Genomic DNA, 15,982 nt, shown 5'->3' on the forward strand with positions numbered 1-15,982 from the left:
GGGCCGGTGGCCTGGCGCTGGCCGCGCTCACCGCGGCCGCCGCGCTCGCCGCCGGGAAAGTGCTCCGCCGCCCCTGGGTGTGCGGGGGCTGCGCGCTGATCCTGCTGGTCGCGGTCCTCCGCCCGGTCCCGCTGACCCGGGCCGTCACCGGCTGGCCGCCGCCCGGCTGGCGCTTCGCGGCATGCGCGGTGGGGCAGGGAGACGCCCTGGTGCTCGCGGCGGGCGACGGGACGGGCGTGGTCGTGGACGCGGGCCCGGAGCCGCGCGCGGTCGACCGCTGCCTGCGGACCCTGGGCGTCGAGCGGGTGCCGCTGCTGGTGCTCAGCCACTTCCACGCCGATCACGTCGACGGGCTGCCCGGTGTCCTGCGCGGCCGCGCGGTCGGGGCGATCGAGACGACGCCCTTCGCCGAACCGCCGGGCCAGGCCGCGTTCGTGCACCGCGAGGCGCGGCGCGCACACGTACCGGTCATCGAGGCCGTACCGGGGGAGCGGCGCGCCCTGGGAGACCTGTCCTGGGAGGTGCTGTGGCCGCCGCCCGCGGGCACGTCCGTCCTGGCCGAGGAGAGCCCCAACGACGCCAGTGTCACGCTCCTGGTGCACACCGCCGGTCTGACCCTCCTGCTCCTCGGCGACCTCGAACCCCCGGCCCAGCAGGCCCTGCTGGAGGCCCACCCCGCGCTGCCCCCGGTGGACGTGCTCAAGGTCGCCCACCACGGATCCGCCTATCAGGACCCCCAGTTGATACGGAAGCTCCACCCCCGGCTGGCCGTTGTCTCGGTCGGCGCCGACAACCCCTACGGCCACCCCTCGCCCCGTACGGTCGCCGCGCTCACGGCGCAAGCGGCGACGGTCCTGCGCACCGACACCGACGGCCCCGTCGCCGTGACCGACGACGCGGTGGCCGTCACGAACAGCCCCTGAAGGCACGTCATGTGAGGGATAACTGACTCATGAACGAGATCAACATCGATGCCTATCTCCGGCGTATCGACGCCGACCGCCCCACCGCCCCCGACCTGGAGGCACTCCGGGAGCTCCAGCTCCGCCACAGCCGCGCCGTTCCCTTCGAGAACCTGTCGATCCACCTCGGCGAGGAGATCGTGCTGGACGGCGAGGCACTCGTCCACAAGATCGTCGATCGCCGGCGCGGCGGCTTCTGCTACGAACTCAACGGCGCCTTCGCGGAGCTGTTGACGGCCCTCGGCTACCGGGTGACGCCGCTCGCGGGCCGGGTGCTGCTGCCGGAGGGATTCGGTGTGCCCTTCGACCATCTGGCGCTGCGAGTCGACCTGGACGACGAGCCCTGGCTGGTGGACGTCGGGTTCGGGCAGCAGAGCCACTATCCGCTGCGCCTCGCCGAGCGCGGCGACCAGGCCGATCCCGCCGGTACCTTCCGCATCGCCGAGGCGGACGAAGGCGACCTGGAGGTGATCCGCGACGGCAAGGTGCAGTACCGCCTCGAACAGCGCCCGCGGACCCTGGCGGACTTCGAGACCGGCTGCTGGTGGCACACCACCTCGCCGCGGTCCCTCTTCACCCGCTCGCTGATCTGCTCCCGCCCGACCGGGACCGGCCGGGTCACCCTCAGCGGCCGTACGCTCGCGACCACCGACGCGACGGGCCGGCGGGAACGGGAGCTGACCGAGGAAGAGATCCTGCCGGCCTACCGGACCCACTTCGGCATCGAGCTCGACCGCATACCCGAGGTCCGCGCCACGGCCACAGCCACAGCCACAGCCACGGCTACGGTTACGGCTATGGCTACGGAGGCGGCAGAGCCGGACGCGGAAGCGGCCAAGCCGGAGGCAGAGGCGGAAGCGACCAAGGCGTAGGCGGCAGAAGCGGAGACGGCGGCCACGACCACGGAAGCGGAGAAGGCCGAGAGTCCCCGCTGACTCATTCGGTCTCCAGCCAGCCCTCGTACTCCTCGGCGAGCTCGCGCAGCGCGTCCGCATCGAGGGTCCCGCGAGGGTCCTCCACGACCACGAGCCACTGGGCGTCCTCGGCGTCGTCCTCGCCCGCGAGCGCCTCGCGCACGATTTGCGGCTGTTCGCCGAGCCCGAACCGCTCGGCGGCCTCGTCCGCCGCCTCGCCGGCGGCGTCGCGGTCGGGGAGCACCAGCAGGTGCCGCACGGAATCGCCGACGTCGGAGGCGGGCGAGGAGGCCGGGTGCGGGGCCGGGTAGGAGGAGGAAGAGCTGCTCACCCGATCATTGTGCGGTACGCGTGGACGGCCGGGGGAAGGGGAGTGTCAGCGGGGCGTGGGATGCTGGACGCGATGGCCAGGAAGACTGCAACAGACGACCCGCTCGCTCCCCTCACGCTCGCCGTCGGCCAGGAGGATCTGCTCCTGGACCGTGCCGTGCGGGACGTGGTCGCGGCCGCCCGCGCCGCCGACGCGGACACCGACGTCCGCGACCTCACCCCGGACGCGCTCCAGCCGGGCACGCTCGCCCAGCTGACCAGCCCGTCGTTGTTCGCCGAGCGCAAGGTCGTGATCGTGCGCAACGCCCAGGATCTGTCCGCGGACACGATCAAGGACGTGAAGGGGTATCTCAGCGCGCCCGTCGAGGAGATCACCCTCGTCCTGCTGCACGCCGGTGGTGCCAAGGGCAAGGGGCTGCTGGACGCGGCGCGCAAGGCCGGCGCCCGGGAGGTCGCCTGCCCCAAGATGACCAAGCCGGCCGACCGCCTCACGTTCGTACGCCAGGAGTTCCGCGCGACCGGCCGGTCCGCGACTCCCGAGGCGTGCCAGGCCCTGGTCGACGCGATCGGCAGCGACCTGCGGGAGCTGGCGAGCGCCTGCACGCAGCTCGTCGCCGATGTCGAGGGCACGATCGACGAGTCCGTCGTTGCCCGCTACTACACGGGTCGCGCCGAGGCGTCCAGCTTCACCGTCGCCGACCGGGCCGTGGAGGGCCGGGCGGCCGAGGCCCTGGAGGCGCTGCGCTGGTCGATGTCGACCGGCGTCGCCCCCGTATTGATCACCAGCGCACTCGCCCAGGGCGTCCGCGCCATCGGCAAGCTCGCCTCCGCGCCGAGGGGCGCCCGCCCCGGGGACCTGGCCCGTGACCTCGGCATGCCGCCGTGGAAGATCGACCGGGTCCGGCAGCAGATGCGCGGCTGGTCGGCGGACGGCGTCGCGACGGCACTGCGGGCCATCGCGGAGGCCGACGCGGGTGTGAAGGGCGGCGGTGACGACCCGGAGTACGCCTTGGAGAAGGCGGTCGTGGCGGTGGCTCGGGCGGCTCGTAGTAGATCTTGATTCACCCCTGCCCGCCCTGTTCACCCCTGCCCCGCCCTGGTGGCCGGACGGCCCCTATCGAGCCCGGCCGGCGATTGAGGCCAGAGGGGGCCCGGGGGCCCGGGGGCCTGCCCCCAGCTGCGGGAAGGGGCGGGTCAGGGCAAACACAAAGGCCCCGCATCCACCCTGGGGAAGGGCAGGCACGGGGCCTTCGAGGTGATTCTGTGAGCCGTCAGGCTCATGCCGCACCCGCGTGGCGAACGACCGAGTGCGGCGAGGGGTGCCGGTCAGGAGCGGTAGAGAGGGTCCGCTGGGTCCTCACCGGCGAGGCCCGGGGCTCATGGCCCCGGAAACGCTTCAGCCCTTGAGGGCCGCGGCCTGCTTGGCCAGCGACGACTTCTTGTTGGCGGCAGCGTTCTTGTGCAGGACACCCTTGCTGGCGGCCTTGTCGAGCTTCTTGCCGGCCGCGGCGACGGCGGCGGTGGCCTTCTCGACGTCGCCGGCGAGCAGGGCGGCGCGGGCCGCGCGGACAGCGGTCTTGACCGAGGACTTGACGGCCTTGTTACGCAGGCGCGCCTTCTCGTTGGTCTTGTTCCGCTTGATCTGGGACTTGATGTTCGCCACGAAAGAGCCTTTTCAGGTTCGTTGGATTTCGATGAGTGCGCTCATACCGACTCGTACTCGCGACCTCGTACACGAGACACGCATACGAGAGGGCAGGAGGCACAGTGGACCAGGTTACCAGTAGCCACTCCGGCCGCCCAAACCGTACCGATGCCGCCGCTCGTGGGACGATGGGGGAGTCGTATACCCGACTCCCGCCGAGACCAGCGTTCAAACGCCGAAGTCACCGAATGGATCCTGCGTGCCCGCGACCCCTACCAACGTGCCGGAGCCGAGCCGTACCGACCCGGCTCTGATCCGTAACTTCTGCATCATCGCGCACATCGACCATGGCAAGTCGACGCTCGCCGACCGGATGCTTCAGCTGACCGGTGTGGTCGACTCGCGGCAGATGCGTGCGCAGTACCTCGACCGCATGGACATCGAGCGCGAGCGCGGCATCACGATCAAGTCCCAGGCGGTCCGTCTGCCCTGGGCGCCCACCGAGGACAAGAGCAACACCCACATCCTCAACATGATCGACACCCCCGGGCACGTCGACTTCACCTACGAGGTCTCCCGCTCCCTCGCCGCGTGCGAGGGTTGCGTCCTCCTGGTGGACGCCGCCCAGGGCATCGAGGCCCAGACCCTCGCCAACCTCTACCTGGCGATGGAGAACGACCTCACGATCATCCCGGTCCTCAACAAGATCGACCTGCCGGCCGCCCAGCCCGAGAAGTTCGCCGCCGAGCTGGCGCACCTGATCGGCTGCGACCCCTCCGAGGTCCTCAAGGTCTCCGCGAAGACCGGCGTCGGCGTGGACGCGCTGCTCGACAAGGTCGTCGCCGAGGTCCCGGCCCCGGTCGGCGTCAAGGACGCCCCGGCCCGCGCGATGATCTTCGACTCGGTCTATGACTCCTACCGCGGCGTGGTCACCTACGTCAGGGTCGTGGACGGCGAGCTGAAGAAGCGCGAGCGCATCAAGATGATGTCGACCGGCGCCACGCACGAGCTGCTGGAGATCGGCGTCTCCTCGCCCGAGATGACGCCCTCCGACGGCCTCGGCGTCGGCGAGGTGGGCTACATCATCACCGGTGTGAAGGACGTCCGGCAGTCCAAGGTCGGTGACACGATCACCTCGTTCGCCAAGGGCGCCACCGAGGCGCTGGGCGGCTACAAGGACCCCAAGCCGATGGTGTTCTCGGGCCTGTACCCGCTGGACGGCTCGGACTACCCCGAGCTCCGCGAGGCCCTCGACAAGCTCCAGCTCAACGACGCCGCGCTCGTCTACGAGCCGGAGACCTCGGCCGCCCTCGGCTTCGGCTTCCGCGTCGGCTTCCTGGGCCTGCTGCACCTGGACGTCATCCGCGAGCGCCTGGAGCGGGAGTTCGGCCTCGACCTCATCGCCACCGCGCCCAACGTGGTCTACCGGGTGAAGATGGAGGACGGTGTCGAGCACATCGTCACCAACCCGAGCGAGTTCCCCGAGGGCAAGATCGCCGAGGTGCACGAGCCGGTCGTGAAGTCGACGATCCTCGCGCCGAACGAGTTCGTCGGTTCGATCATGGAGCTCTGCCAGTCCCGCCGCGGCTCGCTGCTGGGCATGGACTACCTCTCCGAGGACCGCGTCGAGCTGCGCTACACCCTCCCGCTCGCCGAGATCGTCTTCGACTTCTTCGACCAGCTGAAGTCCAAGACCCGCGGCTACGCCTCCCTCGACTACGAGCCCACCGGCGAGCAGCAGGCCAGCCTGGTCAAGGTCGACATCCTGCTGCACGGCGACAAGGTGGACGCGTTCTCCGCGATCACGCACAAGGACAAGGCGTACGCGTACGGCGTGCGGCTCGTCGCCAAGCTGCGCGAGCTCATCCCGCGGCAGAACTTCGAGGTGCCGATCCAGGCGGCGATCGGCTCGCGGGTCATCGCCCGTGAGACGGTCCGCGCGATCCGCAAGGACGTCCTCGCCAAGTGCTACGGCGGTGACATCTCCCGTAAGCGGAAGCTGCTGGAGAAGCAGAAGGAAGGCAAGAAGCGGATGAAGATGGTCGGCAACGTGGAGGTCCCGCAGGAGGCCTTCATCGCGGTGCTGTCCTCGGACACCGACGCCGCCGACAAGAAGAAGTAGCACCGCCGGAAAGCAGTGGCGCCGCGGAGAACACAGCAGCGAACGAAGCGGCGAACGAGCGGCGCCACCGCGAGCGGCAAGCCCCGGGTAGATCCACAAGAGCGGGAAGTGGCCGCGTAGATCCACCCCGTACGGCCACCAGCGCCCGTCCCCGTCCCGGGGGCGGGCGCTCGCCGTTGGCGGAACGCCCAGCTCCGCCCGGGTATGTGTACTCGACACCTACGGTTCGGGTCACAGCTTCGACAAGGCAACTACAGACTCTTACGCAAGGGCCTCATGGGCCCTAGTCTGATCAAAGCTTCAAGGTTACTCGCGAGTCACCAGCAACGATCGGGCCCCGGAGGACGCCGTGACCGACACACAGGCTTTGATCGAGAACCGGCCGCCCTCCGTGGCGACCATCCTCCTGGAACGGGTCGAGGAGACGCCGGACGCCGACGCGTACCTCTATCCGGTCCCCCCGGCCTCCGGCCAGGGCCCCGACGACTGGGCCGCCCTGACCTGGCGCCAGGCGGCCGACCGCATCTTCGCCATCGCCGCCGGCCTCATCACGCTCGGGGTGCGCCCGGAGGAACGCGTCTCCCTGGCCTCCTCCACCCGCGTGGACTGGATCCTCTCCGACCTCGGAGTGCTGTGTTCCGGTGCCGCGACGACCACCATCTACTCCAGCACCAACGCGGAGGAGACGGCCTTCATCCTCGCCGACTCCGAGAGCCGGGTGCTGATCGCCGAGGACGCCGAGCAGCTCGCCAAGGCCCGTGAGCACCGCGCCGAGCTGCCCGGTCTCGTCCACGTCGTCGTGATAGACGCCGAGGGCGCCGTCCCCGCCGAGGACGACCCGGAGGGCTGGGTGCTCTCCCTCGCGGAGCTGGAGCGGCGCGGCGCCGAGCACCTGAAGGCCCACCCCGACGCCGTACGGGACCGGATCGGCGCCCTGCGCGCCGATCAGCTCGCGACCCTGATCTACACCTCCGGCACCACCGGCCGCCCCAAGGGCGTCCGGCTGCCCCAGGACGCCTGGTCCTACATCGCGCGCGCCGTCCAGGTGCAGGGTCTGGTGCTCTCCAGCGATGTGCAGTACCTCTGGCTGCCGCTCGCGCACGTCTTCGGCAAGGTGCTGACCGTCAGCCACATCAGCACCGGACACGTCACCGCCGTGGACGGCCGCCCCGACAAGATCATCGAGAACCTCCCGGTCGTCCGGCCCACCTACATGGCCGCGGTGCCCCGCATCTTCGAGAAGGTCTACAACGGCGTCGCCGCCAAGGCGCGCGAGGGCGGCAACGCCAAGTGCAAGATCTTCCACTGGGCCGCCGAGGTGGCCCGCGAGTACGCCAAGGTCTCCCAGGACAACTTCCACCGCACCGGCAACAAGTCCGTGCCGTTCGGCCTGGCCACCAAGCACAGGATCGCCGACGCGCTCGTCTACGCCAAGATCCGCGAGGCGTTCGGCGGCCGGCTGCGCGCCTGCGTCTCCGGCGCGTCCGCCCTCGCCCCCGACCTCGGCTTCTTCTTCTCCGGCGCCGGCATCCACATCCTGGAGGGCTACGGCCTCACCGAGACCAGCGCCGCCAGCTTCGTCAACCCCGGCGAGGCGTACCGCACCGGCACCGTCGGCAAGCCGCTGCCCGGCACCGAGGTCCGCATCGCCGACGACGGCGAGATCCTGCTCCGCGGCCCCGCCATCATGGCCGGCTACCACAAGCTGCCCGAGAAGACGGCCGAGGTCCTCGAACCGGACGGCTGGTTCCACACCGGCGACATCGGCGAGCTGTCCTCCGACGGCTATCTGCGCATCACCGACCGCAAGAAGGACCTGATCAAGACCTCGGGCGGCAAGTACGTCGCCCCGGCGGAGGTCGAGGGCCAGTTCAAGGTCGTGTGCCCCTTCGCCTCCAACGTCCTGGTGCACGGCGCGGACCGGAACTTCTGCACGGCCCTGATCGCGCTGGACGAGCCGAGCATCATGGTCTGGGCCGAGGAGCACGGCCTGGGCGGCAGGTCCTACGCCGAGGTCGTCGCCGCCAAGGAGACCGAGGAGCTCATCGAGGGGTACGTACAGCGGCTCAACGAGGGCCTCCAGCGCTGGCAGACGATCAAGAAGTTCCGGCTGCTGCCGCGCGACCTGGACGTCGAGCACGGCGAGCTCACGCCGAGCCTCAAGCTGAAGCGGCCGGTCGTGGAGCGCGAGTACAAGAACCTGATCGAGGAGATGTACGCGGGCACCCGGGAGGCCTGAGCAGGCCCGGGGCGGCAGGGAGGCGACGGCTCCGGGCGGCCGCCGCCGACGGGGGCGCGGGTTCCACCCGGCGATGCCGGACAATGGACCCATGCCTTCCGTACTGCCTGACGGCGAACCCATGCCCGAGGACGGGGCCCTGCCCCTCCACGCCCTGCGGGGCGCCGGGCAGCGGCCGCTCGGGTTCTACCTGCACGTGCCGTACTGCGCGACACGCTGCGGGTACTGCGACTTCAACACCTACACCGCGACCGAGCTGCGCGGCTCCGGCGGCGCCCTCGCCTCCCGGGACAACTACGCCGCGACCCTCGTCGAGGAGATCCGCCTCGCACGGAAGGTGCTGGGCGACGACCCGCGGCCCGTGGAGACCGTCTTCGTCGGCGGCGGCACGCCCACGCTGCTGCCCGCCGCCGACCTCGTACGGATGCTCGCCGCGATCCGCGACGAATTCGGCTTCGCCGAGGGCGCGGAGATCACCACCGAGGCCAATCCGGAATCGGTCGACCCGCGCTATCTGGCGGAGCTGCGGGAAGGCGGCTTCAACCGGATCTCCTTCGGCATGCAGAGCGCGCGACAGCACGTCCTGAAGATCCTCGACCGCACGCACACCCCGGGCCGCCCCGAGGCGTGCGTCGCGGAGGCACGGGCCGCCGGCTTCGAGCACGTCAACCTCGACCTGATCTACGGCACGCCCGGGGAGTCGGACGACGACTGGCGCGCCTCCCTGGAGGCGGCGATCGGCGCCGGCCCGGACCACGTCTCGGCGTACGCGCTGATCGTCGAGGAAGGCACCCAGCTCGCCCGCCGCATCCGCCGCGGCGAGGTCCCCATGACCGACGACGACGTCCACGCCGACCGCTACCTCATCGCCGAGGACATGCTCACGGCCGCGGGCTTCGGCTGGTACGAGGTCTCCAACTGGGCCACCACCGACGCCGGCCGCTGCCGCCACAACGAGCTCTACTGGCGCGGCGCCGACTGGTGGGGCGCCGGCCCGGGGGCGCACTCGCACGTCGGGGGCGTGCGGTGGTGGAACGTCAAGCACCCGGGCGCCTACGCGCAGGCTCTGGCCGAGGGCCGCTCCCCGGGCGCGGGCCGCGAGATCCTGCCGGAGGAGGACCGGCGGGTCGAGCGGATCCTTCTGGAGCTGCGGTTGGTGGACGGGTGCCCGCTGTCCCTGCTGAAGCCGGCGGGCGCGGCGGCGGCCGCGCGCGCCTTGGCGGACGGCTTGCTTCAGCCGGGGCCGTACGAGGCGGGACGCGCCGTGCTGACCCTGCGGGGGCGGCTGCTCGCCGATGCCGTGGTGCGGGACCTGGTGGACTGAGGCCCCGCCCCGGACCCCGCCCACCGGGTGGCTTTTTGGCTGCGGGCCGTCCGTGCCGCCTGCGGCGGCGGGCGCCCTTCGGGCGCGTCCTCAATCTCCCCCAGCTACCGCTGGGAGGTGCCCCCAGACGGGCTTGATGGGGCTGATCCGCCGGAACGGCCTAGGACACCGTCACGAAGTCGATCAGTTCCTCGACCCGCCCCAGAAGCTCCGGCTCCAGGTCCTTGTACGACCGCACCGACCCCAGGATCCGCTGCCACGCGGCCCCCGTGTTCTCCGGCCATCCCAGGGACCGGCACACCCCCGTCTTCCAGTCCTGCCCGCGCGGGACCCGCGGCCACCCGGCGATGCCCACCGAGGACGGCTTCACCGCCTCCCACACGTCGATGTACGGGTGCCCGACCACCAGCACGTCCTCGCCCGTCACCTCCGCCGCGATCCGCGATTCCTTCGAGCCCGGCACGAGGTGGTCGACCAGGACCCCCAGCCGCGCGTCCGGGCCCGGGGCGAAGGAGCGCACGATGGCCGGCAGGTCGTCGATGCCCTCCAGGTACTCCACGACCACGCCCTCGATGCGCAGGTCGTCGCCCCACACCCGCTCCACCAGCTCCGCGTCGTGACGCCCCTCCACATAGACGCGCCCGGCGCGCGCCACACGCGCCCGCGCACCGGGCAGCGCGATGGAGCCGGACGCGGTCCGCTGCGACGTGCGCGGCCCCTGCGCGCTCGGGCGTACGAGCGTGACGACGCGCCCCTCCAGCAGAAACCCGCGCGGCTCCATCGGGAACACCCGGTGCTTGCCGAAGCGGTCCTCCAGCGTGACGGCCGGTCCCTGCGCCGTCTTCTCGCAGCGGATCACCGCCCCGCAGAAGCCCGTGGTGACCTCCTCGACCACGAGATCCGGTTCGGCCGCGACCTCGGGAGCGGGGGCGTTCTTCTTCCAGGGCGGGGTGAGATCGGGCCCGTACTGTCTGCTGCGCATGCGAGCCATTGTGGATCACGACGGCCCGGCCGGGGGCGGCCTCACGACACGCCGAACCGCCTCGCCAGCGCGTCCCGCTGCGCCCGTACGAAGGCGGCGTCCACCACTGCCCCGTGCCCCGGCACGTACACCGCGTCCTCGCCGCCCAGCGCCAGCAGCCGGTCCAGGGCCGCCGGCCACTGGCGCGGGAGCGCGTCCGGACCCGCCTGCGGTTCGCCGGACTCCTCGACCAGGTCGCCGCAGAAGACGACCTCGGGTGCCCCACCCGCTCCCGTGACGAACACGGCCAGGTCGTGCGCGGTGTGGCCGGGCCCCAGGTTGGCCAGCAGCGCCTGCCGGCCGCCGCCCAGGTCGAGGGTGAGCTCGCCGGAGACGAGGTGGTGCGGACGGACGAGCAGTTCGGCGGCCTCGCCGGCGGCCGCGGGGTCCACCCCGTGCCGCACCGCGTCCCCGCACAGTTCCTCGCGCCCGCGCGTCAGCACGTCGTCGAGCCCCACGGCCCCGTACACCTCCACACCCGCGAACGCGGCCGTGCCGAAGACATGATCGAAATGGGGATGTGTGAGAGCGATATGCGTCACTGCGCGCCCGAAGACGCCGCGCACCTCCCGCCGTACCTCCGCGCCCTCCCGTACGGTCGATCCGGTGTCCACGAGCAGGACCCCCGTCGCACCCTCGACCACCCCGATCGTCGCGTCCCACACGGGCATTCTGCGGCGTGCGACCCCGGGCGCGAGCCGTTCCCAACGCGCGGTCGCCTCATGGTTTTCCATACCGGGACGCTAGCCGTGGCGCGGTACGGTTGCCCGCTCGGCGGGCATACGCCAGGTATGCGTCGGGCGCACGGCGGGGACGGCTCTTGCCGTCGGCGTGGTGCACGGCCGTACACTGGCTGGAGGGATCTGGCACTCGTGACCTTTGAGTGCCAGGGAAGGACCCCGTAAGACGGCTGGACTGGAGGTGCGCGCGGTGCTGAGCGAACGCAGGCTCGAAGTGTTGCGCGCCATCGTCCAGGACTATGTGGGCACCGAGGAGCCCGTCGGCTCCAAGGCCCTCACCGAGCGGCACCGCCTGGGCGTGTCCCCGGCCACGGTGCGCAATGACATGGCCGCGCTGGAGGACGAGGGCTTCATCGCCCAGCCCCACACGAGCGCCGGCCGCATCCCGACCGACAAGGGCTACCGCCTTTTCGTCGACAAGCTCGCGGGCGTCAAGCCCCTGTCGACGCCGGAGCGGCGCGCGATCCAGAACTTCCTCGACGGCGCGGTCGACCTCGACGACGTCGTCGGCCGCACGGTCCGGCTGCTCGCGCAGCTGACCCGGCAGGTCGCGGTGGTGCAGTATCCGTCGCTGACCCGCTCGACCGTGCGTCACGTGGAGCTGCTCTCGCTCGCACCCGCCCGCGTCATGCTCGTGCTGATCACGGACACCGGCCGGGTCGAGCAGCGCATGGTCGACTGCCCGGCGCCCATTGGTGAGACCTCGCTCGCGGATCTGCGGGCGCGGCTCAACAGCCGGGTGGTCGGGCGGCGGTTCGCGGATGTGCCGCAGCTGGTGGCGGACCTCGCCGAGTCCTTCGTGCAGGAGGACCGAGGAACCGTTTCGACGGTCCTCGCCACCCTGCTGGAGACCTTGGTCGAGGAGACCGAGGAGCGGCTGATGATCGGCGGCACCGCCAATCTCACCCGCTTCGGTCACGACTTCCCCCTGACGATCCGGCCCGTGCTGGAGGCGTTGGAGGAGCAGGTCGTCCTGCTGAAGCTGCTCGGCGAGGCCACTGATTCGGGCATGACGGTACGAATCGGTCATGAGAACGCTCATGAGGGGCTGAACTCCACATCGGTCGTCGCCGTCGGCTACGGTTCGGGCGACGAGGCAGTCGCCAAACTCGGCGTGGTCGGACCGACCCGCATGGACTACCCCGGAACGATGGGAGCGGTACGCGCAGTGGCACGTTACGTCGGACAGATCCTGGCGGAGTCGTAAGTGGCCACGGACTACTACGCGGTCCTGGGCGTACGGCGTGATGCCTCGCAGGACGAGATCAAGAAGGCATTCCGCCGCCTCGCCCGCGAGCTGCACCCGGACGTCAATCCGGACCCCAAGACGCAGGAGCGGTTCAAGGAGATCAACGCCGCTTACGAGGTGCTCTCGGACCCGCAGAAGAAGCAGGTCTACGACCTCGGTGGCGACCCGCTCTCCGCTTCCGGCGGCGGCGGTGGCGGTGGCGGCGCCGGTGGCTTCGGCGCGGGCTTCGGCAACTTCTCCGACATCATGGACGCGTTCTTCGGCCAGGCGTCGCAGCGCGGACCGCGCTCGCGCACCCGCCGCGGCCAGGACGCCATGATCCGTCTCGAAGTGACCCTCGACGAGGCCGCGTTCGGCACGACGAAGGAGATCCAGGTCGACACCGCCGTCGTCTGCACCACGTGCAGCGGCGAGGGCGCGGCCCCCGGCACCTCCGCGCAGACCTGTGACATGTGCCGCGGCCGCGGTGAGGTCTCGCAGGTCACGCGCTCCTTCCTGGGCCAGGTCATGACGTCCCGGCCGTGCCCGCAGTGCCAGGGCTTCGGCACGGTCGTGCCGACCCCGTGCCCGGAGTGCGCCGGCGACGGCCGCGTCCGCTCGCGCCGCACGCTGACCGTCAAGATCCCGGCCGGTGTCGACAACGGCACCCGCATCCAGCTCGCGGGCGAGGGCGAGGTCGGCCCCGGCGGCGGCCCCGCCGGCGACCTCTACGTCGAGATCCACGAGACCCCGCACCCGACCTTCCAGCGGCGCGGCGACGACCTGCACTGCACGGTCACCATCCCGATGACGGCCGCGTCCCTGGGCACCAAGGTGCCGCTGGAGACCCTGGACGGCGTCGAGGAGATCGACATCCGGCCGGGCACGCAGTCGGGCCAGTCGATCCCGCTGCACCAGCGCGGCGTCACGCACCTGCGCGGCGGCGGGCGCGGTGACCTCGTCGTCCACGTCGAGGTGCTCACCCCCAGCAAGCTCGACCCGCAGCAGGAGGACCTCCTGCGCCAGCTCGCGAAGCTGCGCGGCGAGGAGCGGCCGATGGGCGAGTTCAAGCCGGGGCAGCAGGGGCTGTTCTCGCGGCTGAAGGACGCGTTCAACGGGCGGTAGGCGTCGCTTGTTCCGACCGGATCGCCGGGTGGGCCGGATCATCGGCCCACCCGGCGATCCGTCGTTGGGAGCCGAGGGGCCATCCGGCGTTCGGGGTTACTGGCCCGCCGCCCGGCGATCTGCCGTCGGGGGCGTTCCCCGTCCGGTGGCCCGGTGGCCCGGCGGTCCGGCGGTCCGGCTCCACCGCCCCGGCAGCACCGCGCGAGCGATCTCCTCACAACAGCAAGCCCGACATCGTCTTGTGACACGATGTGGTCATGGCTTTTGAATCCAAGGGGGCCGCCGCGCTGAGGGGCCTTCACCGGCACCCGATCGTGCAGGCCCCCATGGCCGGCGGCGCCTCCGGCCCGCCGCTCGCCGCGGCCGTGTCCGAGGCGGGCGGCCTGGGCTGCCTGGCCGCCGGGTACAAGACGCCCGCGGCGATGTACGAGGAGATCAAGCAGCTCCGCGCCCGTACCGCCGCACCCTTCGGTGTGAATCTCTTCATGCCGCAGCCCCCGGCCGCCGACCCGGCCGCCGTCGAGGTGTACGCCGAGCAGCTGGCCGGCGAGGCCGCCTGGTACGAGACGCCGCTCGGCGACCCCGACCAGGGCTGCGACGACGCCTACGACACCAAGCTGGCGATCCTCCTCGACGACCCGGTCCCGCTGGTCTCCTTCACCTTCGGCTGCCCGTCCGCCGAGTCCCTCGCCTCGCTCGCCGAGGCCGGCACGCTGACGGTGGTGACGGTCACGTCGGCCGCCGAGGCGCTGGCCGCCGAGCAGGCGGGCGCGGACGCGGTCTGCGTCCAGGGCGTCGAGGCCGGCGGCCACCAGGGCACCCACCACGACGATCCGCACCTGGACGGCGCCGGCGCGGGCGTCGGCCTGCTGGCCCTGCTCGCCGAGGTCCGCGAGTCCGTACGGATCCCCATGATCGCGGCGGGCGGCCTGATGCGCGGCGCCCAGATCGCGGCCGTACTCGCAGCCGGCGCGTCCGCCGCGCAGCTCGGCACCGCCTTCCTGGTCTGCCCCGAGTCGGGCGCGCACGCCCTGCACAAGCAGGCCATGACCGACCCGCTGTTCGTCGGCACCGAGCTGACGCGCGCCTTCTCCGGCCGCCCCGCCCGTGGCCTGGTGAACCGTTTCATCCGAGAGCACGGTCCGTACGCGCCCGCCGCGTACCCCCAGGTCCACTACCTCACCTCCGGCCTGCGCAAGGCGGCCGCGGCGCTGGGCGACCCGCAGGCCATGAGCCTGTGGGCGGGCCAGGGCCACCGGCTGGCGCGGGCCCTGCCGGCCGGACGGCTGGTCGAGGTGCTGGCGGGAGAACTGGCCGCGGCGCGGGCATCGTTGACGTCCGGGCGGGACGAGTCTTCGACGCCGGTCATCCAGGATCAGTCATCGACGCCGGCCCAGGACCGGTCGTCGATGCCGGCGGTCCAGGATCAGTCGTCGATGCCGGTCCAGGACCAGTCTTCGACGCCGGCCCGGGACCAGTCGTCGGCGCCGGTCCGGGACCAGTCGTCGGCGCCGGTCCAGGACCGGCAGAGCAGTGAGCACCGAGGGAGCGAGTCATGACAGCGCCGGTCTTCCTGGTCGAGGAGGACGCCCTCACCGGCGTCTTCCCCGGCACCGTCTTCCCGCTCGCCGGCCCGGAGGGACGCCACGCGGTGTCCGTCCGCCGCTTGCGGGTGGGTGAGGAGATCGTCCTGACGGACGGCGCGGGCACCGGCGCGTTCGGCACCGTGGCCATGGTCGAGGGCAAGGACCGCCTCGACGTCGCGGTCACCTCCGTCCGCTCCGAGCCGCTGCCGGAACCTCACATCACCGTCGTCCAGGCCCTGCCCAAGGGTGACCGTGGCGAGCTCGCGGTCGAGACCATGACCGAGACGGGCGTCGACGCGATCGTCCCCTGGGCGGCGTCGCGCTGCATCACGCAGTGGAAGGGCGAGCGGGGCGCGAAGGCGCTGAGCAAGTGGCGTGCCACGGCCCGCGAGGCGGGCAAGCAGTCCCGCCGCCTGAGATTCCCCCCGGTCTCCGACCCGCTGACGACCAAACAGGTCACCACGCTGCTGGCCGACGCCGCCTTCGCGGCGATTCTCCACGAGGAGGGTTCCAGCACGCCCCTCGCCACCGCCGAACTCCCGCTGACCGGCAACATCGTCCTGGTCGTCGGCCCCGAGGGCGGCGTCTCCCCGGAGGAGCTCACGGCCTTCGCCGAGGCGGGCGCCAAGCCGTACCGCCTGGGCCCGAGCGTCCTGCGGACGTCGACCGCGGGCACGGCGGCGACGGCGCTGCTGCTGGGACGGACGGGACGATGGTCGTAGCAGTGGTGTGAGGGTGGCCGCGGT

General features: G+C 71.7%; 14 protein-coding genes. 10 read left to right on the forward strand and 4 right to left on the reverse strand.

Translation table 11 applies throughout. The features are described from left to right. Together J7E86_RS07775 and J7E86_RS07780 are read left to right on the forward strand one after the other, a co-directional pair. Positions 1–923 (forward strand): ComEC/Rec2 family competence protein (locus J7E86_RS07775; protein WP_215080790.1); only part of this gene is annotated, 923 nt, incomplete at its 5' end. Positions 924–952: 29 nt separating this feature from the next. Then, the gene (locus tag J7E86_RS07780; protein ID WP_215080791.1) at positions 953–1,834 is read left to right on the forward strand and encodes an arylamine N-acetyltransferase; all 882 of its coding nucleotides are present in this window, start codon (positions 953–955) and stop codon (positions 1,832–1,834) included. Between the two features lie 64 nt (positions 1,835–1,898). Here J7E86_RS07780 and J7E86_RS07785 read toward each other — a convergent pair whose 3' ends face one another. After that, entirely contained in the window at positions 1,899–2,135 is a 237-nt protein-coding gene (locus J7E86_RS07785; RefSeq protein ID WP_215080979.1) for a hypothetical protein, read from the reverse strand. Between the two features lie 144 nt (positions 2,136–2,279). Between J7E86_RS07785 and holA the strand changes: the two genes are divergently transcribed. Beyond that, the gene (gene holA / locus J7E86_RS07790) at positions 2,280–3,266 is read left to right on the forward strand and encodes a DNA polymerase III subunit delta (RefSeq protein WP_215080792.1); all 987 of its coding nucleotides are present in this window, start codon (positions 2,280–2,282) and stop codon (positions 3,264–3,266) included. 336 nt (positions 3,267–3,602) lie between these two features. On the opposite strand, the gene rpsT is transcribed toward holA, so the two are convergent. Then, positions 3,603–3,869 (reverse strand): 30S ribosomal protein S20, encoded by a 267-nt coding sequence (gene rpsT, locus J7E86_RS07795; protein WP_215080793.1) that lies wholly within the window; start codon positions 3,867–3,869, stop codon positions 3,603–3,605. A gap of 241 nt (positions 3,870–4,110) precedes the next feature. On the opposite strand from rpsT, the gene lepA reads away from it, so the two are divergent. The 3 genes from lepA to hemW all read left to right on the forward strand — a co-directional run bounded on the left by lepA (position 4,111) and on the right by hemW (position 9,536). Continuing rightward, the gene (lepA, locus tag J7E86_RS07800; protein WP_215080794.1) at positions 4,111–5,973 is read left to right on the forward strand and encodes a translation elongation factor 4; all 1,863 of its coding nucleotides are present in this window, start codon (positions 4,111–4,113) and stop codon (positions 5,971–5,973) included. Positions 5,974–6,322: 349 nt separating this feature from the next. Further along, a complete protein-coding gene (locus tag J7E86_RS07805) occupies positions 6,323–8,212 on the forward strand; it encodes a long-chain fatty acid--CoA ligase (protein ID WP_215080795.1) in 1,890 nt (629 codons plus the stop codon). Between the two features lie 91 nt (positions 8,213–8,303). Next, positions 8,304–9,536, forward strand: coding sequence for a radical SAM family heme chaperone HemW (gene hemW, locus J7E86_RS07810; protein ID WP_215080796.1), 1,233 nt, complete (start codon positions 8,304–8,306; stop codon positions 9,534–9,536). A gap of 160 nt (positions 9,537–9,696) precedes the next feature. On the opposite strand, the gene J7E86_RS07815 is transcribed toward hemW, so the two are convergent. Continuing rightward, positions 9,697–10,518 carry a DUF3097 domain-containing protein gene (locus J7E86_RS07815; protein ID WP_215080797.1) on the reverse strand — a complete coding sequence of 274 codons (822 nt, stop codon included), beginning with the start codon at positions 10,516–10,518 and terminating at the stop codon, positions 9,697–9,699. A gap of 41 nt (positions 10,519–10,559) precedes the next feature. Further along, positions 10,560–11,291, reverse strand: a complete 732-nt coding sequence (locus tag J7E86_RS07820; RefSeq protein ID WP_215080798.1) for an MBL fold metallo-hydrolase — start codon at positions 11,289–11,291, stop codon at positions 10,560–10,562. Between the two features lie 196 nt (positions 11,292–11,487). Between J7E86_RS07820 and hrcA the strand changes: the two genes are divergently transcribed. From hrcA to J7E86_RS07840, 4 genes are all read left to right on the forward strand, one after another. After that, on the forward strand, positions 11,488–12,504 hold the full coding sequence (gene hrcA / locus J7E86_RS07825) for a heat-inducible transcriptional repressor HrcA (RefSeq protein ID WP_215080799.1): 1,017 nt from the start codon (positions 11,488–11,490) through the stop codon (positions 12,502–12,504). Next, on the forward strand, positions 12,505–13,650 hold the full coding sequence (gene dnaJ, locus J7E86_RS07830) for a molecular chaperone DnaJ (RefSeq protein ID WP_215080800.1): 1,146 nt from the start codon (positions 12,505–12,507) through the stop codon (positions 13,648–13,650). 257 nt (positions 13,651–13,907) lie between these two features. After that, the gene (locus J7E86_RS07835) at positions 13,908–15,209 is read left to right on the forward strand and encodes a nitronate monooxygenase (protein WP_251018810.1); all 1,302 of its coding nucleotides are present in this window, start codon (positions 13,908–13,910) and stop codon (positions 15,207–15,209) included. Then, the gene (locus J7E86_RS07840; protein WP_215080801.1) at positions 15,206–15,958 is read left to right on the forward strand and encodes a 16S rRNA (uracil(1498)-N(3))-methyltransferase; all 753 of its coding nucleotides are present in this window, start codon (positions 15,206–15,208) and stop codon (positions 15,956–15,958) included. The genes J7E86_RS07835 and J7E86_RS07840 overlap by 4 nt, the downstream gene beginning before the upstream one ends. Positions 15,959–15,982 lie beyond the last annotated feature (24 nt).

The sequence above is a fragment of the Streptomyces sp. ISL-11 genome (assembly GCF_018614525.1).
GTDB lineage: Bacteria > Actinomycetota > Actinomycetes > Streptomycetales > Streptomycetaceae > Streptomyces.